Consider the following 20,708-nt stretch of genomic DNA (forward strand, 5'->3'; position numbering starts at 1 on the left):
GACCGCGCGTGTCGCGCGCTCCCGTGCCGGCGTTGTCGCGTTACCGCGCGGCGCTTTCGCGCCACGCGCCTTGGTCGACTTCGCCGCGGGGGAGCGCGTCGCCACGTTAAGCCCGCGATTCCAGAACTTCGACCGCCGGCAGCTTCTTGCCCTCGAGGAACTCGAGGAACGCGCCGCCGCCCGTCGAAATGTAGCTGACCTGATCGTGGATGCCGTACTTGGCGATCGCCGCGAGCGTGTCGCCGCCGCCTGCGATCGAGAACGCCGCCGAGCGCGCGATCGCGTCCGCGAGCGTCTTCGTGCCGTTGCCGAACTGGTCGAACTCGAACACGCCGACCGGGCCGTTCCACACGATCGTGCCGGCCTTCTCGAGCTGTGCGGCGAGCACCTTGGCCGTTTCCGGGCCGATGTCGAGGATCATGTCGTCGTCCTGCACATCGGCGACGGCCTTCACTTCGGCCTTCGCGGTCGGCGAGAACTCCTTGGCCGTGACCACGTCGGTCGGGATCGGCACTGAGGCGCCGCGGGCCTTCGCCGCGTCGATGATCGCCTTCGCTTCGGCGACGAGATCGGCTTCGGCGAGCGACTTGCCGATCTTCAGGCCGGCCGCGAGCATGAACGTATTGGCGATGCCGCCGCCGACGATCAGCTGGTCGACCTTCTCAGCGAGCGACTTCAGAATGGTCAGCTTGGTCGACACCTTCGAACCCGCGACGATCGCCACCAGCGGACGCTTCGGTGCGCCGAGCGCCTTGCCGAGTGCCTCGAGCTCAGCCGCGAGCAGCGGACCCGCGCAGGCAACCGGCGCGTACTTCGCGATGCCGTGCGTGGTCGCTTCCGCGCGGTGCGCGGTGCCGAACGCGTCGTTCACGTAGATGTCGCAGAGCTTGGCCATTTTCTGCGCGAGCTCGTCGGAATCTTTCTTTTCGCCCTTGTTGACGCGGCAGTTTTCGAGCAGCACGACCGAGCCCGGCGCGACGTTCACGCCGTTTTCGACCCAGTTCGCGACGAGCGGCACGTCGCGGCCGAGCAGCTCGGCGAGACGCTTCGCCACTGGCGCGAGCGAATCTTCCGGCTTGAAGTCGCCTTCGGTCGGGCGACCCAGGTGCGAGGTGACCATCACGGCGGCGCCGGCGTCGAGCGCGGCCTTGATGGCCGGTACGGAAGCGCGGATGCGGGTGTCTTCGGTGATGTTGCCTTGATCGTCCTGCGGCACGTTCAGATCGGCGCGGATGAACACGCGTTTGCCGGACAGCTTGCCTTCGGCGATCAGGTCGGAGAGACGCAATACCTTGTTCATAGGCTTGAGTAGGCGAGTTGATGAGAAGGCGGTGGCGGACAGCGCGCGGGGACGAGACGCGGCGAACTCCGGCGCTTCGGCCCAACGGCTCCGCGGGATCGGGCGCCGGCGGCCGGCCGCGGCACTAGACGCCTTGCTGCGGCGCGCTCAACCCGGAAAAGGGCATTTTAACTGATCCCAACGGCCATCTGACCGCGACGCGGCGAATGTCGCGTATTTGACCGCGAGGCCGTCGATGCCGCGCGGCGCGGCGTCATCGCCACACTTGGGGCCGGACCGTCACAGGAAGACGCGCATCAGCGTGAACACGACCATCCCGGTCACGATCGTGCCGAGCATGGTGCGGCGCCACAAAAACCAGCCGAGGCCGGCGAGGGTCGCGTAAAGTTCATGGTTGGAAGCCGCGAACGACAGCCCCTCGGGTGTCGTCAGCACGTCGGGCACCACCACGGCGGCGAGCGCGGCGGCCGGCGCGTAGCGCAGCATTTTCTGCACGCGCGCGGGCAGCACCGTGCGCTCGCCGCCGATCAGGAACATCGCGCGCGTGAGCGCGGTGACGAAGGTCATGCCGAAGATGGCGAGCCAGATTTGCGTTGAGGTCATCGGGAGTCTCCGGCGCGATCGTTTACGCCGCGGATGCGGCGCAGGTCCGCGCGCTCGATCATCAGGTCGGCTGCGCTGCCGGCGACGATCGCCGCGATCACCGCGAACGGCAGCGCGAGCCGGTACGGCAGATCGAGCGCGAGCAGCGCCACGATGGCGGCCACGCTGACCGCGGCCAGCGTGGAGCGCGTCGCGACCGCCGACACCATGATGGGCAACAGCGCGAGCGTACCGGCGAGCGCGAGCCCCCAGTTGTCGGGAATCAGGCTCGCGAGCAGGATGCCGACGATCGACGACACCTGCCACGACAGCCAGCTCGCTACCGCCATGCCCCAGAAGTACGCCTCCTTGCCCGGCACGTAGCCGGTCGGAAAGCTCTTCTTGACGAACAGCAGATAGATCACGTCGCCGTTGAAATAGCCGAGCACGATGCGCCGCCACATCGGCAGATAAGAGAAGTGCGGCGCGAGGCCGACGCTGAAGATCACGAAGCGGGTGTTGACCATCGCCGCGGTCAGCAGCACGGTCCACACAGGCAGCTTCGCCGCGAGGAGCGGCAGCACCGCCAGCTGCGACGAACCGGCGTAGCACAGCAGCGACATCGTGAGCGCCTGCGGCAGCGTCAGCACGGACTTGCTCATCGCGATGCCCGTCACGAGGCCCCAGGAAAAAATTGCCATCAGCGTGGGCGCATAGGCGCGCGCGCCTTCACGAAAAGCGCGGCGATCGGTGTCGGACAGTCGAGCGAGCATCGGGCGAAGATTGCGGGCGCAGGAAACGCCGTCGAGAAGGCCGGGCCGGCACCAGCTTGCGAGACCTCCTGCTGGCGCATCCCGATCGGATTTATGCGTGCGCTGGATTATAGCGTCCAGGGTGCGCCCAAATGCCCGTTGTGTGTGCAAAAGACGCTAAAATAGCGCTCCCGGCTATGTCCTGCGCTCATGGCCGCACCTCATAACGCACCTGCTGGAGAACCGTATGTCAATGGCCGACCGCGACGGCAAGATCTGGATGGATGGCAAGCTCATCGACTGGCGCGATGCCAAAATCCACGTGCTCACCCACACGCTGCACTACGGCATGGGCGTGTTCGAGGGCGTGCGCGCTTACAAGACGGCCGACGGCGCCACCGCGATTTTCCGCCTGCAGGAGCACACCAAGCGCCTGCTGAACTCGGCGAAGATCTTCCAGATGGACGTGCCGTTCGACCATGAAACGCTCGCCGCCGCGCAGCGTGAAGTGGTGCGCGAGAACAAGCTCGAATCCTGTTATCTGCGCCCGATTATCTGGGTCGGCTCGGAAAAGCTCGGCGTGTCGGCCAAGGGCAACACGATCCACGTCGCGATCGCCGCGTGGCCGTGGGGCGCGTACCTCGGCGAAGACGGCATCACCAAGGGTATTCGCGTGAAGACGTCGTCGTTCACGCGCCATCACGTGAACGTGTCGATGGTGCGCGCAAAGGCGTCGGGCTGGTACGTGAACTCGATCCTCGCGAACCAGGAAGCGATCGCCGACGGCTATGACGAAGCACTGCTGCTCGATGTCGACGGCTACGTGTCGGAAGGCTCGGGCGAGAACTTCTTCCTCGTCAACAACGGCAAGCTGTACACGCCCGACCTGTCGTCGTGCCTCGACGGCATCACGCGCGACACCGTGATCACGCTCGCGCGCGACATGGGCATCCAGGTGATCGAAAAGCGCATCACGCGCGACGAAGTCTATACCTGCGACGAAGCGTTCTTCACCGGCACGGCAGCCGAAGTCACGCCGATCCGTGAACTCGACAACCGCAAGATCGGCGCCGGCGTGCGCGGCCCGATCACCGAAAAGCTGCAGTCCGCCTTCTTCGACGTCGTGAACGGCAAGAGCGAGAAGTACGCGCACTGGCTCACGAAAATCTGAGCGACGTTTTGAGATGCGCAGCGCCGCCCGTCGGCGGCGAACTGCAAGCACCCCGCATACAACGAGAAAGTGTCATGAGCGAAATCAAGGAAATGCCGCTGGTCGAACTGACGGCAAAAGATCTGCCGGCATATTGTCCGAATCCGGCCATGCCGCGCTGGAGCGCGCATCCGCGCGTCTTCATCGACGTGTCGCACGGCGAAGCGCGTTGCCCGTATTGCAGCACGCGCTACAAGCTGCGCGACGGCGAAGTGATCAAGGGTCATTGATCGAACGCATCGAGCGGTTCTGAGCCGGCTTCAGCGGCGCGAGGCGTGACGTTCTGATCGCGCGCTCGCCGCGCCGCAGGCTCGATCGCACGACCCGCGGGCCTCGCGCCGCGCGGCTTCCCGCTTTCCCCTTCTACCCATCCGAGCGCCACGCGCATCGCGCGCGGCGCTTGTTATCGACACCGGACACTCACTCTGATGCGTCGCGCGTTGGTTATCGCACCGAACTGGATCGGTGACGCATTGATGGCGCAGCCGCTGTTTGCGCGCCTCGTGAAATTGCATCCGCGCATCGTCATCGACGCGGTCGCGCCCAGCTGGGTCGCCCCCGTGCTCGAACGCATGCCGGAAATCCGCGACGTCTACGCGACCGATCTCGCCCACGGCAAGCTGCAGATGCTGCGCCGCTGGCAGCTGTCGAGCGATCTGCGCGACGTCGGCTACGACGCGGCCTACGTGCTGCCGAACTCGTTCAAGTCGGCGCTCATTCCGTGGCTGGCGGGCATTCCGCTGCGCATTGGCTACACCGGCGAGAGTCGCTACGGCATGCTGAACGTGCGTCACGCGAATCCGCGCAAGGACGCCCGGCCGCCGATGGTCGGCCACTACGCCGCCCTCGCCTACGCGCCCGGCGCCAAGGTCCCCGAAGATCTGCCGATGCCCCGTCTCGACACGGATCTGAACGAGGCGTCGCGCGTATCGGCGCGCTTCAATCTCGATACCCGCGTGCCGCTGCTGGTGTTCTGCCCGGGCGCCGAGTACGGTCCCGCCAAGCGCTGGCCGCCCGAGCACTTCGCGGCGCTTGCGCAGATGGTCGGCCAGTCGTTCCCGTACACGCAGATCGTCGCGCTCGGTTCGCCGAAAGACGCGCCGCTCGCGCAGGCGATCGCCGAAAAAGCGCCGAACGTGCGCAACCTGTGCGGCCAGACCGCGCTCGGCGAGGCCTGCGCGCTGATCGCTCGGGCCAACGCGGTCGTCACCAACGACTCCGGCCTGATGCACGTCGCCGCCGCGCTGCGCCGCCCGCTCGTGGCCGTTTTCGGTTCGACCGATCCGCGCCACACCCCGCCCTTGTCCGAGCTCGCGAAGGTACAATGGCTTCATCTCGAATGCAGCCCCTGTTTTGAGCGCGAGTGCCCACTCGGTCATCTGAACTGCCTGAAGCAGCTGAGCGCCGAGCAGGTTTTCGGCGATTTGCGCGGCATGCTGCTCGCGCAGCGCTGAGCCGACTGGTACTTGCACGCAACACCGCACGCCCCCGAGCGCGTCGCGTCATGTTCGCGCCTTGCGGCACGGGCAAGCTGACGCCGGGGGCGATGGTCCGGCGCTCTGGACCGTCCCGCTACCGCTGACCCGCAACCGCGCGCCGCGCACTAGAGACTGACGAGCCATGCCACGTTTTGCCCATATCTTCGAAGCCGCCGCCGATACCCTGAACGCCTACTATCAGGCCGTCGCCGAGGTCAATATCGACAGTTTGATGGGCTTGTGGATCGACGAGGAGTTCGTCAGCTGCATCTGCGCGGACGGCTCGCATCTGCACGGTATCGAGAACATCCGCAATGGCTTGCAGGCTCAGCTCGAAGCGCTGCCGGTGTCGATCGAGCCGCTCGACATCCGCGCTACGACAGCCTCGGCACCGTCGTCTATGCGATTGCCGAAGCGCATCGTCCGGCCGATCCGACCGCCACGCCCGCGATGGTCTTCACCACCTACGTAATGGTCCACGAGCGCGGCGAATGGCGCATTGCGCATATTCACGCGAGCCCGATGCCGAACGAGGCCGCCAGTCAGTTCGCGACCAAGATGCGGCATGGCCAGGGCCCGCTGCACTGACGCGCGGCACCACGACCGATTCAGATTCACGTTTTTTCGCTTTTCCGCCGGTATGAGTTCGACGCCACATAAACCCGCTTCCTCCGGTACGGCCCCCGCCAAGGTGGCGGCCGCCGTCGAGGCGACCGTCGAGCTGCTGTACCGCGCGCCGCTGTGGCTGCCCAACCGGCATGCGCAGACGATCGTCCCGTCGTTGTTCGCGCGCCGCCCCGCCGTGTCGTTTCGGCGCGAGCGCTGGGACACGCCGGACGGCGATTTCATCGATCTCGACTGGGTCGCGCACGAAACTCCGCCCACCGATACCGCTCCGCTTTTCGTGCTGTTTCACGGCCTCGAAGGCAGTTCGTCGTCGCACTACGCGGTCGCGCTGATGGCCGCCGCGCGCGAATACGGCTGGCACGGCGTGGTGCCGCACTTTCGCAGCTGCAGCGGCCCGCTGAACCGGCTGCCGCGCTTCTACCATCTGGCCGACAGCAATGAGGTCGACTGGATCCTGCGCCGCCTGCGCGCCGCGCATCGGGGGCCGGTGGTCGCGGCCGGCGTGTCGCTCGGCGGCAACGTGCTGCTTCGCTGGCTCGGCGAGCGGCAAAACGATGCGGCGCAGGTGGTAGCCGCCGCCGCCGCGATTTCGACACCGATCGACGTCCACGCGGGCGGCCGCGCGCTGTCGCAGGGCTTCGGCCTCGTCTACACGCGCAGCTTCCTGAAGACGCTGAAACACAAGGCCAAGCAGAAGCTCGAGCAGTTCCCGGGCCTATTCGATCGCGACGCGATGCTCGCGAGCCGCACGATGTACGAGTTCGACAACGTGGTGACCGCGCCTCTGCACGGCTTTCGCAATACCGACGACTACTGGAGCACCGCAACCACCCGTCCGCTGCTGCCGCTCATTCGAGTGCCCACGCTGGTGCTCAACGCGCGCAATGACCCGTTCCTGCCGGCCGAAGCGCTGCCGTCGCGGCAGGAGGTATCGGCGGCGGTCGAGCTTTATCAGCCCGAGCACGGCGGCCACGCGGGTTTCATGACCGGGCCGTTCCCGGGCCGCATCGACTGGCTATCGCGGCGCGTCTTCGGCTATCTGGAACAACACGTCGATCATGGATGACATCGTCAAACAGTCACTCGCCAAATGGCCGAACGTGCCGAGTTGCACCGGCTGGTTGATGCTCGACCGGCGCGGCAACTGGCGCATGCGCGACGAAGCGGCCCAGGCGAGCGGCGCGCACGGCGTGCCGATCCGGCACGAGGCGCTGCTGGGCTTCATCAACCGGAACTACGAGGCCGATGAGCGCGGGCAGTGGTATTTCCAGAACGGGCCGCAACGCGTGTATGTCGAGCTGGCTTACACGCCGTGGGTGGTCAGATTGTCCGCGCGCGCGGATGGCACGCTCGCACTGCACGACCAGGGCGGCGGCGCGTTCGAGCCGGCGGCGGTGTTCGTCGATGAAGACGGCGGCATTCTGTTCGCCGATCGCTCGCAGCCGGCACGCATCGCGGCGCTGCACGATCACGACCTCGAGATCTTCTCGGATCACGCGACGCTCGCCGACGATGGTTCATTGAGCGGCGCATTCCACTGGAGCGCTCAACTCACACTGCCGCTGCAAAGCGTGCGACGCGATCAGGTGGCCGCGCGCTTCGGCTTCGTCGCAAGCCCGGCGGCGGCGCAGGTCTGACGCACGCGCCGGCGTCCGCCTGCGTCCACCCTACCCCTTCTCGTCGAGCCGCTCCTCCTTGTAGCGGTTCTCCATCTCGTGCAGACGCGCGTCGACGGTCGCCAGGTCGTAATAGCCGATCGTCTTCAAGTCGCGCGCGTCCTTCAACTGCCGGATCGCCGAGGGCCACGCGCCCTCCAGCGCGAACTTTTCCGCCATCGCGCGATGCTGCGTCAACGCATCGCCACTGCCCGCACTCGCCTGCGCGAGATACAACCACCACGCGGGTTGATCGGGATGCGTCCGGGTTTCCTTCTTCGCGAGCGCCTGCGCGTCGGTGAAACGGTGCAGCGTCAGCAGCGTGCGGATATGCATATCGATCGCGGCGTTCGACTGCGGCCAGCGCTTCTGCGCGAAGTCGGCGAGACGCGCGGCTTCGTCCGCATGACCGGCACTGCGCGCGATGTCGGTCGCGAGCACGTCGAGGCTCGGCGAATCGCGCTCAGGCTCGCCTTCCGCACGCGCGCCGGAGACGAACGTCGCGCGCGCGCTCGCAAGGGAGGCGGCCGCGTCGTCGTAGCGCTCGAGCAACATCTGCCCGTAGGCGATGCCGTACCAGTTGGCCGCAACGTTCAGCGCGGTGCGGTCCTCGATTTCCGAGCGCAAACGCGAAATCTCGTCCGCGTAGTCGCTGCGCGAATGGCCCTGCAACAGACCCGCGCGCGCGCGCACGAAGCCGTACTCGGAGTCTTGATGCGGCTGCCGGTACGGCGCGCGGCGCGCACGGTCCTCCATGTCGGCGATCCGCTCGCCGGTCAGCGGATGCGTGCGCGCGTAGGCCGGAATGCCGTTGTCGTTCATCGCCGCGCGGTCGAGCCGGTGGAAGAACGTCGGCATCGCGTAGGGATCGTAGCCGGCACCGGCGAGCAGCAGAAAGCCGACGCGGTCCGCCTCCTGCTCGGCCGATCGCGAGAAGCGCAACTGGCTGTCGACCGCATACGCCTCGCTGCCGAGCGCGATCGCGCTGCCGAGGTCGCCGCTATGCGCGAGTACGCCTGCCAGCACGCCGAACAGCACGCCGACGAGCGCCGCGTAGCCGCTGCGCTCGCCGTTGGAGATCATCCGCGAGATGTGCCGCTGCAGCACGTGCCCCATCTCGTGACCCAGCACCGCCGCGAGTTCGGACTCGGTCTGCGTCGCCATGATCAACCCGGTGTTCACGCCGATGAAACCGCCCGGCAGCGAAAACGCGTTGATCTGCGCGTCGCGCACCCCGAACAGTTCGAAATCCGGACGGTAACCGCCGATATACAGCGCGCTGGCCGCCGCTGCGAGCTTGGCGGCGACCGAATTCAGGTAGTCGCGCACGAGCCAGTCGTCGAGATAATCGGGGTCGCGGCGTATGTCGCGCATCACGCGCTCGCCGAGCTTGCGTTCGGCCTGCGGAGTCAGCGAGCCGGCGCCGCCGCTGCCGAGATCGGGCAACTGCTGCGCGACGATCGGCGCGCGCCAGTCGTTGCTGCCGGTTTTGCCGCCATTGCTGCCGCTAGCGCCGCCATTGGAAAAACGGCTCTGCGCGCCGCCGTAGGTGCCGAACACGCCGCGCGCGATGTCGGGCGGCAGGATCGGATCGACCGCGTCGCTCGGGCCGCTAACGAGCGGCGCCTCGGACAATGGGGTTCCCGGCGCGAGGGCCGCTCCGCCGGTCGATTGCGCGAACGCGCCGGGCGGCATTGCGAGTGCGACAGATAGCAAGGCAGCGAGGAATCGTTTTGAATGCATCGCGAAGCCGGTCTGACGAAGTCGAAAAACTCGCCCGTGGCCCGGACTAAGATAGCGGGCAAGGACGTCGAAGGACGCGTACAAGGCAAAACGCACGGTACCGCACAGCGCAAGTGTAACCAGTCGCCGCGCCGATTCGGGGCCGCGCCGCACTGCTATGATAGGCGCCCTCTGAAGGAGTCAACCATGCCTGAACTCACTCATTTCGATGCGTCTGGTGACGCGCATATGGTGGACGTCGGCGGCAAGCAGGAGACGAAGCGCATCGCGATCGCGCGTGGCTCGATCCGCATGCTGCCCGACACGTTCGCGCTGATCCGCGACGGCAACGCCAAAAAGGGCGACGTGATCGGCGTCGCGCGGATCGCGGCGATCCAGGCCTCGAAGCGCACCGCCGATCTGATTCCGCTGTGCCACCCGCTCGCGCTGACACGCGTGAAAGCCGACTTCGAACTCGACGAGCAGATGCCCGGCGTGCATTGCACGGTCCAGGTCGAGACGTTTGGACGCACGGGCGTCGAAATGGAAGCGCTCACCGCCGTGCAGGTCGGACTGCTGACCGTGTACGACATGTGCAAGGCGGTGGACCGCGGCATGACCATCACCGATGTGAAGGTGATGGAAAAGCATGGCGGGAAATCGGGGGACTGGGTCGCGCAAGCTTGAAGCGCGGGTCGACAACTATCCGGGTAGCACCATGACCATCGACGAACTGCTCAAGCAGCTACTGGCGTTTCGCGACGCGCGCGACTGGCGGCAGTTTCACACGCTGCGTAACCTGATCGTCTCCACCGGCATCGAAGCCGGCGAGCTTCTGGAGACGATTCAATGGAAGTCCGACGCGCAGATCGACACGCTGCTCAGTGATCCCGAGCAATCGACGAACCTCCGGCACGAGTGCGCCGACGTCTTCATGTACCTGCTGCTGGTGGCTCATACCGCGGGCTTCGATCTCGTCGACGCGGCCGCGGAAAAACTGAAGCTGAACGAAGCGCGCTACCCCGTCGACAAGGCGAAAGGCACGGCCGCGAAGTATTCCGAGTTGTGAACTTAGAGGCGAGAAGGCCTGCCTTGACGCGAGCACGCCGAAGCCTCCGCGGCCCGATCAATCTTCGTCGCTGTCGTCATCCGGTGCCGCATCCGCTGCGGGCCTGCCGTAGCGCTTCACCAACTGCTCCCTGAAGCCCGCGAGCGACTTCTGCTCGTCGACGAGCTGGTACACATAGCCGAGCTGCGCGGGCCAGTCCTTCAGTTCCTCCGCGAAAATACGCAAGCGTTCGACCGTATCGAGCGCCGCCGCGGTATCGCCGGTCAGCGCCTGTAGCACCGCGTAGCGACGCAGCACGGTTTCGCCCGGCAACAGTGCGATCGCCTGCTTGTGCATCGCGAGCTTGCGTTGCAGGTTCAGCGGATTCATCGGCTGCAGTGTCGCCAGACCGTATTCGCCCCACGCGCCGAACATGAACGACGGATCGGCGGCGTACTGTTCGGCTGGACGCTGACCGTAGTACAGCACCTCGGCGCGCGCATAGTCGCGATAGATCGGATACAGCGCGGCGAGTCCGCCGAATACCACGACCGCGAACGCGCGGAGCGACAGTTTCGCGGGCACCGCGCGCAACGGCCGCGTTTCGAGCAAGCCGAACACGAACATCGCAGGCAACAGGAAGAACATGTACTGCTGCGGATACTCGACGAGCGCATGCATCGTCAGCACGCCGATCAGCGCGATGCCGAACACGCGCGTGGCGCTTTGCGGCGCACGCACGACACGCACGAGCCACGCGACGAGACCCACGAGCACGATCCCGAGTCCGATAAGACCGGTTTTGGCGAGCAGATCGACGAAGATGTCATGCGAGTTGTTGGCGATTTCGACGCCGCCCAATTGCCTGACGAGCGCGAACTGATAGCTCGGAAATTCGCCCCAGCCGACGCCGAGCAGCGGATGCTGCTTGAACATCGTCCAGCCGTATTTCAATAGCGCGATGCGCGGCGCGATTTGACCGGCATCCTGGAAGCGCTCGGCCGCCGACTGCCCGAGTTCGAGGTGAAAACGCACGTTGGCCCAGCGAATCACCGCATTGACCACGAAAAACAGCACCGCGAGCGCGATCGGCACCAGCCAGTCACGGCTGCTACGACGCGATTGCGGTTCGTTGCGAGTCTGCGCGAACGCCATCCAGAAGCCGGCCACGACGATCACCCCCATCTGCAGCCACGGACCGCGCGACACGGTCAGCGCGAGGCCGACGGAGAAAATCGTCGACACGAGCAGCCAGATAGGCAGCGCGATGCGGCGCGTCTGCACGAGGTACAGCGCGCCCGCCATCGCGAACGCGATATAGGTCGCGAGGTGGTTCGCCTGCGCCATGTTGCCGAACGGCCGGCGATCGACGGTGATGTTGTACGCGACGATGAGCGGCGCCACGCGCGTTTCGAGGTGAAACAGCTGGATCACCTGGCTGAACACCGAGAACAGACCGCCGACGATCAACGCCCCCGCCGCCCAGCGCAACGCGGTCTCGTCGAGTTTCACACGCGCGAAGCCATAGCCCACGTGCGCGGCCATCCACGCAGCGAGCAGGAAGCCCGCGCCGAGCCAGTTCATCGACGGCTCAGCGACCGGCAGCACGAACGTTTGCAGCACCAGCAGGAGGCCGAACAGCAAGGGCACGAGCGCGACCATGGGCGACGCGAAGCTCACGCGCGGCCGGGCGGTCGCGACCGTCAGCATGACGGCCGCCCCGGTCAGCAGATACAGCGCGAGCGAGGTGAATTCGGAGTAGAAGGTTGGGATCGGATACGTATGGTTGGCAACCGCATAGGGCAGGATCAACGCAAGAGCCAGCAGTACGAGAGACAGGTAGCGCGCGAAAGGGGTGGGCATCGAATCAACGGTGGGCGTCAGGTAGGGTAGCCCCTCTTCCTTGCGGAAAAGGGGCCCCCTAAGAACCGTACGTGCGAGTTTCCCCGCATACGGCTCAAGCCTACATATTTCTTTACAAAGCCCCGTCAGAGCAACGACAGAGCCGGCTTAGTTACCACAAGTTTACCAACGTGTACCTGCCGGTGGCAGTCGGGGTGGAGCAGAACCCTGTTCGACAGAGCGTCGGTCCCACCATGCATCCGATATTCCAGATGATGGTCGTGCCAACTGGTCTCGTTCGTCAAAGCCCAACCACAGTGCGCACACAAGCCGCCCTGTGATTTGTACAGCGATACCCATTGCTTACGATAACGCATCGAGTACTCCATGCGCTCCTGCCGCAATTGCTCGCTGTACTGCTCCCACATTGGATCAAACGGATTGAATTCCCCTTTGACCTTCCTGTGGCGCCTGATGTCCGTACCGCTGATCTGGTACAGCTCAAGCAAACCCTTGCTGCCGTCCTCTTGAACTACGGGAGCGGCGAACACCCAATGCCGATTGCCGAGCGAGTGAAAGTACTTCCGTCTCACCCATTCCGCGCTCTTGTTCGGATGCCTCCGCTTCGACCACCGCCAGAGCCTGTAAAACACCAGCGACTCCATGCGGCTATACGCCTGCTTGGCTACTACAGGGCTGTGATATTGCGCCCAGCCTCGTAGCATCGGATTCAGCAATCGGATCAACTCCTCCTGCTTTACCGCCTTGTGACCGCTGATGGTGTCCGCCACCTTGCGATAGAACGTCCGCACGTTCTTCCCGCTCGGCTTGATGAGCAGCGTTCCCGAATACTTCCGGAAATTCCACCCAAGGAAATCAAAGCCTTCGTCAATGTGAACGATCCGGGTCTTCTCCTGCGATAGTTGCAATCCCCGTACCTCAAGGAAGGTTTCTATCCAAGGTCTGACTTCGTGTTCCAGCATCTCTTGCGAGTCGCCGCTGATGACAAAGTCGTCCGCGTATCGCACAACATTCACTTTCAGCTTGTTCGCCTTCCCGATCCCAAATTTCGCACCGAGGTGCGCAATCAGTTCGCGTTCCAGCCCGTTCAGCGTCACGTTTGCCAGCGTCGGGGAAATGATGCCTCCCTGCGGCGTACCGGCCTCCGTCGCCTGTAGCTGCCCTTTGTAAATCAGGCCAGCCTTCAACCATTTGCGAAGGATCACCCTGTCCATCGGGACATGGTTTTCCAGCCACTCATGGTTGATGTGGTCAAAGCATCCCTTGATGTCCGCCTCGAGTACCCATTGCGCGGAACGGCGACGGGCCATGACAACGAAAATCTGAGACATCGCATCAGCCGTCGAACGATTGAGCCTGAACCCATAAGAGTTCGGGTCGCTCGTCGACTCTGCTACCGGCTCCAAGGCCAGCAGATACAAGGCTTGCATCGCCCTATCCTGCATGGTCGGAATGCCCAGAGGGCGTTCCTTCCCATTGGCCTTGGGGATAAAGACTCTCCGTAGAGGCAGAGGCTTATATCCGTGCCGCTTCAACCTGCCGACAGCAAGCCATCGGCTTTCAGGCGAATCCCATAGCTCGCGATCGACTCCAGCCGTTCGCGCACCTTGGTTCTGCGTAACACGTCGTACCGCACACAGCTTTGCGGACAACGTGCGAGTCAGCATCCGTTGCAAGGCTTTCACCCTGCGCCAGTCACTTTCTCGCGTCGCCTTCGCAATTCGAATCTGCATCCCTCTCACGTTCCGTTCAACCCGACGCCAATCTACGGCGTGCCAGTTGTCCGGCGCGTGGGAAAGCGCAGATCCGGTCTTTCGACCAGATACTTTCATGCTGCTCTCCTACCTGGAAAAGTCCCCAGACAGAAGGCGCATCTCCCCCAGCGGGGCAGATACACCCCGCTGGGGAACAACAAAACTCAATGCAGGCGCATGCACCTGCATCTGACCAAGTTACAGAGGGTAGTCAGCCGTCTTGCGACGGTAGACCAGACGGAAGTCTGCCCGCTTTCGCGTGGGGTGATGTCCCAACCCCTATCCGAACCATTACAGCCCGGCTTTCGCTTTTTCCGTCCTCCCATACCTGCACGATCAACAGCGTCCCTTGCGGTTCGCCTGCCAGCCCTACTGCGCTGGCAACCATACAGGCTTACCACGTTCCCGGCATGTCACACGACTGACGTAGGTTCTGCCTCTTCCCCGGTGGCTAAGTGACGACGTAATCCGACGGTTGAGCGGATTAACCAGCCACGTACCTGTTGGTTAGAGCCCAATGTTCAAGCAGCTTTGGCTCCTCAGTGCTTACGAGGTTTATCAGCAGTTCACTTACATTAACCATATCAGCCAGCCTAGCTCCTCAACCCCCTTGCTGCTGGGAGTCTCCAGATCGTTCCTCGCGGAGCCGATCTGCCCGAAACCTCCGGGGGCTACATTGTCAGAAGAGCTTCACACCCCACCGTTGCCAGTGACGCATGTCTTCCTAGGCTACTGCTGGTCGTACAGCAGGTTCCCTTCCTCACCCGGACATCAGGCAAGGCAAAACAATGACACACCGAGCTTTCGCTCGTATCGGTTTGCGAATCCGTTGCTGTTAAAGCGCAGGAATTGCACACGACATCCCGCCTGGTCGGCGGAGATGAAGCCGCTGACTGGGCGGAACCTGACGGTAATCAGGTCAATACAATGCGATTCTCCGGCTGGACAAGCCCGAATCACGCTTCACAAAAAAATATGGGGCGTAGTCCCGAAGGACCACACACTCAGCTACTAGAAATCACCCCCGAAGGGGCCTCAAGCACATCTTGACTGCAGTCGATGCTCGTAACGTGAGCGAACGGACACGAGCGTGCGTGTCGCACCAACCGGCGCACTATACAAAAATTTCGTTGCACTGTGCGCCGGTTCGGCCGAACTAGGCTGCAAATCAGCCCTTTACGTTGTGGCTTCGAGTCGTCCGGTCAGCGCCCGGCCGTCGTCTCGTTGGCTTGTTCAGTTCATCTGCCCCCTTACGATCGGCACTCGGGCGGCGCCAGATTCGCCGCGAGCGTCGGCGCTTCACCCGGCATCGGCCCCGACCCCGGCGCCGGCAACGAAGACGCGCTCTTGCCGCTCGCAAAGCATTCCCACGTCAGCGCGCCCGTCTGCACCGTGTCCTTGGCCAACGCGACACGTGCGCTCGGCGCATCGGCGTTGTCCGGCACCGAGGGCACCAGCGTCATCGTGTTCGCGCCGGCCTGCGCGACGCGCGTCGAGTACGTGATCGTGATCTGACCGGTGTCGTCGTCGATCTGGATGGACTCGACGTTGCGGGTGGCGGGCGGCGACGCATAACCGCCGCTGAATGCGTTGCCGCTCGCGGCGTTTTCGGCCACCGCGAGCCGCGCCGACGCCGCGAGCGACAAGCCCTCGCCGACCCGGCTGCGCGCCAGATAGTCCTGATACGCGGGAATCGCATAGGCCGCGATCACGCCGACGATCGCCAGCACGATCATCAGCTCGATCAACGTGAAGCCGACGCCGCAGCGCCGGCAAAGGCGCGCGAACCAATTCTCGCGCCAACGTGCGCGGCGCGACCTACGCGAAAATTGCGTCGATTGAGAGTAAGGGGAATACGGCAGGGTAACGATCATCGGCAGACTCCTGATACGAGAAACGCCTGGCCCGTGGATCGGGAACAGGCGTTTCAATCGTAGCGAGCGACGCTTGCGCGTCACAGTCAGCCGGATGGCCAGGCTTGCATTCGGACGGCATCACGGCTTAGGCAGCGGCGCACCGTCGATGCCATGCTCACACCGCCGCGCGTTTCGCGTTACGGCGCTTCAACAGATAACCGACGATCACGACGAACAGCGCGCCCGCGATGCTCATCCCGTATTCCGCGACGGGCGTGTCGAGGATCGGCCAACGGTCGCCGGCCGGGTCGTTGACCATCAGACCGCCCGCGATCCAGCCGAGCAGGCCCGCGCCGAACAGCACGATGCCCGGAAAGCGATCGAGCAGCTTCAGAATCAGCTGGCTGCCCCACACGATCAGCGGAATGCTCACGACGAGGCCAAAGATCACCAGAGCCAACCGGTGCTCGTGCTCCGCGGCTTCGGCCGCGCCCGCGATCGCGATTACGTTGTCCACGCTCATTACCGCATCCGCGATGATGATCGTCTTCACCGCCGAGATCAGCTTGTCGGCCGGCTTGACGTTGTCGTGAACGTCGTGCGCGGGCGCGAGCAAGCGCACGCCGATCCACAGCAGCAGCAACCCGCCCGCGAACTTCAGGAACGGCACGTCGAGCAGCGCGACCGCGAATGCGATCAGCACGACGCGCAGCAGGATCGCGCCGGCGGTTCCCCACACGATGCCGCGCATGCGTTGCGACTGCGGCAGGTTGCGGCAGGCGAGCGCAATGACGACCGCGTTATCGCCGCCGAGCAGCACGTCAATGACGATGATCTGAAAGACCGCGCCCCAATTGAGGGTCGTGAAGAATTCGAGCATGGAAAAAGAATAAGAAAAAATCTACCGAGCGGACAGCACGACGGCGCAAGTGCGGACGAAAAAAAAGCGGGGGAGTCTGCACTCCCCCGCTTTTCGGGACCGCTCGCTCACGAAAGGACTTCGTAAGCGTAGCAAAATCGCGCGCTCACGGCACGCGAATTCGATTTACAGCATCGCCTTCAGAAGACGCGCCATTTCCGACGGGTTCTTCGTGACCTTGATACCGCATGCGTCCATGATTTCCAGCTTCGCTTCAGCGGTGTCCGCACCGCCCGAGATCAGCGCGCCGGCGTGGCCCATGCGCTTGCCCGGAGGCGCCGTGACGCCGGCGATGAAGCCAACCACCGGCTTCTTCATGTTGTCCTTGATCCAGTGCGCGGCGTTCGCCTCGTCCGGACCGCCGATTTCGCCGATCATGATGACGGCGTCCGTATCGGGATCGTCGTTGAACATCTTCATCACGTCGATGTGCTTCAGACCGTTGATCGGATCGCCGCCGATACCGACTGCCGAAGACTGGCCGAGGCCGATCGCGGTCAGCTGGCCGACCGCTTCATACGTCAGCGTGCCCGAACGCGACACGACGCCGATGCGGCCCTTGCGGTGGATGTGACCCGGCATGATGCCGATCTTCAGTTCGTCCGGCGTGATCGTGCCCGGGCAGTTCGGTCCGAGCAGCAGCGTCTTGCGGTTTTCGCGACGCATACGGTCCTTGATCTCGATCATGTCGCGGACGGGGATGCCTTCCGTGATACAGATTGCGAGATCCAGGTCGGCTTCGACGGCTTCCCAGATTGCCGCAGCAGCGCCTGCCGGCGGAACGTAAATCACCGACACGGTTGCGCCCGTTTCAGCCTTGGCTTCAGCGACGCTAGCGTAGATGGGGATGCCTTCGAAATCTTCGCCGGCGCGCTTCGGGTTCACGCCCGCGACGTACGCTTCGCGGCCGTTTGCGTATTCACGGCAAGCACGCGTGTGGAACTGACCGGTCTTGCCGGTGATGCCCTGCGTGATGACCTTGGTGTCTTTGTTGATCAGAATCGACATGTATTGACCTCTGTTCGTTTGGCGTCGCGCGGTAGCGCCACGCGGCGCGATGCTTCACGCCTGTGTCGCTCGCGCGCCGCCACTCGTCATTTTGGCAAATGAGCTGGTAAATGCGCCGTAGACAGGTGGCTTACGCCTTGCCCGAAGCAGCCGCGACGACCTTCTGAGCCGCTTCTTCCATGCTGTCCGCCGAGATGATCGGCAGGCCGGATTCGGCGAGCATCTTCTTGCCCAGGTCTTCGTTCGTGCCCTTCATGCGGACCACGAGCGGCACCTTCAGCGACACGGCCTTCGACGCCGCGATCACGCCTTCCGCGATCACGTCGCAGCGCATGATGCCACCGAAGATGTTGACCAGAATCGCGGTCAGGTTCGGGTTCTTCAGCATGATCTTGAACGCTTCGGTGACCTTCTCGGTCGTAGCTCCTCCACCGACGTCGAGGAAGTTCGCCGGTTCGCCGCCGAACAGCTTGATGGTGTCCATCGTTGCCATTGCGAGGCCAGCGCCGTTCACGAGGCAGCCGATGTTGCCGTCGAGCGAGATGTACGCGAGGTCGAACTTCGACGCTTCGATTTCAGCCGGATCTTCTTCGTCCAGATCGCGGTAAGCGACGATTTCCGGGTGACGGAACAGCGCGTTCGAATCGAAGTTGAACTTCGCGTCGAGTGCGATGACCTTGCCGTCGCCGGTCAGGATCAGCGGGTTGATTTCGGCGAGCGATGCGTCGGTTTCCCAGAATGCCTTGTACAGGCCTTGCAGGATCGCGCGGGCTTGCGGGATCGAAGCGTCGGGCACGCCGATCTTCTTCGCGAGGTCGTCTGCTTCCGAGTCCTTCAGGCCGGTCGACGGATCGACCGCAACCTTGTGGATCAGCTCAGGCGTCTTTTCCGCGACTTCTTCGACGTCCATGCCGCCTTCGCTCGATGCCATCACGACGATCTTCTGCGAAACGCGATCGATCACGAGACCAACATACAGTTCCTTCTTGATGTCAGCGCCTTCTTCGATCAGAAGGCGATTGACCTTCTGGCCTTCCGGACCGGTCTGGTGCGTGACGAGCTGCATGCCGAGGATCTGGTTCGAGTACTCGCGAACCTGTTCCAGCGACTTGGCGACCTTGACGCCGCCGCCCTTGCCACGGCCACCTGCGTGGATCTGAGCCTTGACGACCCACACCGGGCCGCCGAGCTCTTCCGCGGCCTTGACCGCATCATCCACCGAGAAGACCGGCTTGCCGCGCGGTACCGCGACGCCGAATTTCCGCAGGATTTCCTTACCCTGGTACTCGTGAATCTTCATGCGTGATTCCCTTCAGTCTGAGAGTTGGATAGAACTTCGATTCCGTTTTGCCGCCGTTCAGGCCGGCGCGTCGCCGCTTGGTGCGCGAGTCGCCGCGTCGTCCGACGAGGCCGCGCGTTCCGCCGGACGAGGTGCGTGGCCATACCAGCGCGGATAAAACTGTTTCACCGCCTCGCCGTCGAAACGCAGCGCGTGGCAGCGTCCCAACTGGAATGGCGGTTTGTCGTTGGAATGCTCGCCTGTGCCGTTAGACGATTCGTCTCCCGAACCCGCGTTCGCGCCTGGCGTGCCTTCATCGGTGTTCCAGACTTCGCCGGCGAACGCCTGGATCGCGGCGGTCGGCAGCATCGCGCACAGCTCGGTGAGATGCGTGCAACCGGCCGTGCCGGCCAGCAAACGGGCAGCATCGCGACGGAAGTTGTGGAACAGATTGAGCCCGATGAGGGCACGGTAGGCGGGATTGCTGGCCTGGCATAACCCTGGATAGGGTACCCAGTCGGACGACGCCTCGGCGTCGACGACATTGAGCTTGCGATCGATGGTGATGCGAAGCCAGAGTTCATGGATCGGCTGACCATTGGGCCGGATTCCCGACGGAAGCGCCACATCTCGAGGCTTTTCGTCGGTCAGGCACGCTTCCACATCCCACAGGCCATCGGCTCGCTCGTAAGCTTCCGCTCTGATTGCGCGACGATGGCGCAACTGACGGGACACTGGCGGGGAGAGCGACATGCGGGAAGGAAAGGCCGGATTGGAAAACTTCTGGATTTTAGCATAACGGGTATTTGGGACAGCCCCGATTGCGCACGGCCTCGCGCCGGGTTACGGCGCGGCAATCGACCGGCCGTCGGGGCTGACGTGCTAGTCGCCGTCCCAGATGTCGTCAATACCCTTCAGGATTTTGCCGATCGTCGCGCCGGAGAAGCCGCGCGACGCCAGGAAGCGCGCCTGCTTCGCGCGCTCGGCCGGGGTTTTCGGCAGCTGGCCGAACTTCTTGCGCCAGACCGCCTGAGCGCGCGCGAGTTCGGTTTCACGCAATTGCGCACTCGCCTCTTCGACCAGCGCTGGGTTCAGCGCGTGCTGCTTCAGTTCGCCGAGAATGCGGCTCGTGCCGAGCCGCGTTGCGCGCCGGTGAACCAGACTTTCCGCGAAGCGCGAGTCCGATAGCCAGTTTTCGGCTTCCAGTGAGTCAAGCACCGTGTCGAGCGAATCGGTTTCCTCGACGTAGGGCTTCAGCTTGCGCGCGAGTTCGGCGCGGCTATATTCGCGACGCGACAGATAGCCGAGCGCGCGCGCTTTCAGCGGACGGGTTGGGCGTTGGGACTTTCTGCTGTCGTCTTGGTCGGCCTGCCCCGCCTTCGCTTCGCCGGCCTGGCGACGCGAGCGGGTGTAGGTGACTTCGGAGGGGGATTGGGAATCGTGTCCGGAGAGATCCGCGCTGGACGATGCCGCAGGGGATCCGGACCGTGTACGCTGCGGCCCACGGCCTGCGGCGCGGTCATGTGCGTCGAACGATTCGAACGGATCGAATGGATCGCCGGAATCAGGCGATCCATCCGCCGTGTCGCGCGGGCCGTCCGGATAGCGTCCGGAGTCGGAACCGGACAGAGGCCGGCCTTTGCGTATCACGTGAT

19 protein-coding genes and 1 pseudogene are annotated in these 20,708 nt (G+C 64.1%); 8 read left to right on the plus strand and 12 right to left on the minus strand.

Annotated features, from left to right (window positions below):
• Window positions 1-106 precede the first annotated feature (106 nt).
• The 3 genes from ACLFKU_RS06705 to ACLFKU_RS06715 all read right to left on the minus strand — a co-directional run bounded on the left by ACLFKU_RS06705 (window position 107) and on the right by ACLFKU_RS06715 (window position 2,655).
• Window positions 107-1,300 (minus strand): phosphoglycerate kinase, encoded by a 1,194-nt coding sequence (locus tag ACLFKU_RS06705; RefSeq protein ID WP_013090426.1) that lies wholly within the window; start codon window positions 1,298-1,300, stop codon window positions 107-109.
• Between the two features lie 279 nt (window positions 1,301-1,579).
• Complete coding sequence (locus ACLFKU_RS06710; RefSeq protein WP_368583972.1) at window positions 1,580-1,903, minus strand: AzlD domain-containing protein; 324 nt, start codon at window positions 1,901-1,903, stop codon at window positions 1,580-1,582.
• On the minus strand, window positions 1,900-2,655 hold the full coding sequence (locus ACLFKU_RS06715) for an AzlC family ABC transporter permease (protein ID WP_410848575.1): 756 nt from the start codon (window positions 2,653-2,655) through the stop codon (window positions 1,900-1,902). Before ACLFKU_RS06715 ends, ACLFKU_RS06710 begins: the two co-directional genes overlap by 4 nt.
• Window positions 2,656-2,881: 226 nt before the next feature.
• Between ACLFKU_RS06715 and ACLFKU_RS06720 the strand changes: the two genes are divergently transcribed.
• The 6 genes and pseudogenes from ACLFKU_RS06720 (at window position 2,882) to ACLFKU_RS06745 (ending at window position 7,586) form a co-directional block, all read left to right on the plus strand.
• Window positions 2,882-3,805 (plus strand): branched-chain amino acid transaminase, encoded by a 924-nt coding sequence (locus ACLFKU_RS06720; protein WP_368583974.1) that lies wholly within the window; start codon window positions 2,882-2,884, stop codon window positions 3,803-3,805.
• Window positions 3,806-3,879: 74 nt separating this feature from the next.
• A complete protein-coding gene (locus ACLFKU_RS06725) occupies window positions 3,880-4,074 on the plus strand; it encodes a zinc-finger domain-containing protein (RefSeq protein ID WP_013090430.1) in 195 nt (64 codons plus the stop codon).
• A 198-nt stretch (window positions 4,075-4,272) separates the two neighbouring features.
• Entirely contained in the window at window positions 4,273-5,298 is a 1,026-nt protein-coding gene (gene waaF / locus ACLFKU_RS06730; protein ID WP_176105137.1) for a lipopolysaccharide heptosyltransferase II, read from the plus strand.
• Between the two features lie 166 nt (window positions 5,299-5,464).
• A pseudogene (locus tag ACLFKU_RS06735) lies at window positions 5,465-5,910 on the plus strand (nuclear transport factor 2 family protein).
• Between the two features lie 52 nt (window positions 5,911-5,962).
• A complete protein-coding gene (locus ACLFKU_RS06740; protein WP_410848576.1) occupies window positions 5,963-7,015 on the plus strand; it encodes a hydrolase in 1,053 nt (350 codons plus the stop codon).
• A complete protein-coding gene (locus ACLFKU_RS06745) occupies window positions 7,008-7,586 on the plus strand; it encodes a DUF2946 family protein (RefSeq protein ID WP_368583977.1) in 579 nt (192 codons plus the stop codon). The genes ACLFKU_RS06740 and ACLFKU_RS06745 overlap by 8 nt, the downstream gene beginning before the upstream one ends.
• A 30-nt stretch (window positions 7,587-7,616) precedes the next feature.
• Here ACLFKU_RS06745 and ACLFKU_RS06750 read toward each other — a convergent pair whose 3' ends face one another.
• Window positions 7,617-9,347, minus strand: coding sequence for a M48 family metalloprotease (locus ACLFKU_RS06750; protein ID WP_410848577.1), 1,731 nt, complete (start codon window positions 9,345-9,347; stop codon window positions 7,617-7,619).
• 186 nt (window positions 9,348-9,533) lie between these two features.
• Between ACLFKU_RS06750 and moaC the strand changes: the two genes are divergently transcribed.
• A complete protein-coding gene (gene moaC / locus ACLFKU_RS06755; protein ID WP_368583979.1) occupies window positions 9,534-10,013 on the plus strand; it encodes a cyclic pyranopterin monophosphate synthase MoaC in 480 nt (159 codons plus the stop codon).
• 31 nt (window positions 10,014-10,044) lie between these two features.
• Window positions 10,045-10,395 (plus strand): nucleotide pyrophosphohydrolase, encoded by a 351-nt coding sequence (locus ACLFKU_RS06760; protein ID WP_368583980.1) that lies wholly within the window; start codon window positions 10,045-10,047, stop codon window positions 10,393-10,395.
• Window positions 10,396-10,452: 57 nt separating this feature from the next.
• Here ACLFKU_RS06760 and ACLFKU_RS06765 read toward each other — a convergent pair whose 3' ends face one another.
• From ACLFKU_RS06765 to recX, 8 genes are all read right to left on the minus strand, one after another.
• Window positions 10,453-12,237: a PglL family O-oligosaccharyltransferase gene (locus ACLFKU_RS06765; protein WP_410848578.1), complete on the minus strand. Its 1,785-nt coding sequence runs from the start codon at window positions 12,235-12,237 to the stop codon at window positions 10,453-10,455.
• 125 nt (window positions 12,238-12,362) lie between these two features.
• Window positions 12,363-14,069, minus strand: a complete 1,707-nt coding sequence (gene ltrA / locus ACLFKU_RS06770) for a group II intron reverse transcriptase/maturase (protein WP_410848579.1) — start codon at window positions 14,067-14,069, stop codon at window positions 12,363-12,365.
• Window positions 14,070-15,241: 1,172 nt separating this feature from the next.
• A complete protein-coding gene (locus tag ACLFKU_RS06775; protein WP_368583982.1) occupies window positions 15,242-15,865 on the minus strand; it encodes a pilin in 624 nt (207 codons plus the stop codon).
• Window positions 15,866-16,022: 157 nt separating this feature from the next.
• Window positions 16,023-16,727 carry a TerC family protein gene (locus ACLFKU_RS06780; protein ID WP_018437749.1) on the minus strand — a complete coding sequence of 235 codons (705 nt, stop codon included), beginning with the start codon at window positions 16,725-16,727 and terminating at the stop codon, window positions 16,023-16,025.
• Between the two features lie 165 nt (window positions 16,728-16,892).
• Complete coding sequence (gene sucD / locus ACLFKU_RS06785; protein ID WP_013090441.1) at window positions 16,893-17,774, minus strand: succinate--CoA ligase subunit alpha; 882 nt, start codon at window positions 17,772-17,774, stop codon at window positions 16,893-16,895.
• Between the two features lie 130 nt (window positions 17,775-17,904).
• Window positions 17,905-19,074: an ADP-forming succinate--CoA ligase subunit beta gene (gene sucC, locus ACLFKU_RS06790; RefSeq protein WP_013090442.1), complete on the minus strand. Its 1,170-nt coding sequence runs from the start codon at window positions 19,072-19,074 to the stop codon at window positions 17,905-17,907.
• A 57-nt stretch (window positions 19,075-19,131) separates the two neighbouring features.
• Entirely contained in the window at window positions 19,132-19,806 is a 675-nt protein-coding gene (locus ACLFKU_RS06795; RefSeq protein WP_368583983.1) for a DUF2889 domain-containing protein, read from the minus strand.
• A gap of 129 nt (window positions 19,807-19,935) precedes the next feature.
• Window positions 19,936-20,703 (minus strand): recombination regulator RecX, encoded by a 768-nt coding sequence (recX, locus tag ACLFKU_RS06800; RefSeq protein WP_410848580.1) that lies wholly within the window; start codon window positions 20,701-20,703, stop codon window positions 19,936-19,938.
• Between the last annotated feature and the right edge of the window lie 5 nt (window positions 20,704-20,708).

Source organism: Paraburkholderia sp. EG304 (genome assembly GCF_046543485.1).
In the GTDB taxonomy this organism is placed as follows: Bacteria; Pseudomonadota; Gammaproteobacteria; order Burkholderiales; family Burkholderiaceae; genus Paraburkholderia; species Paraburkholderia youngii.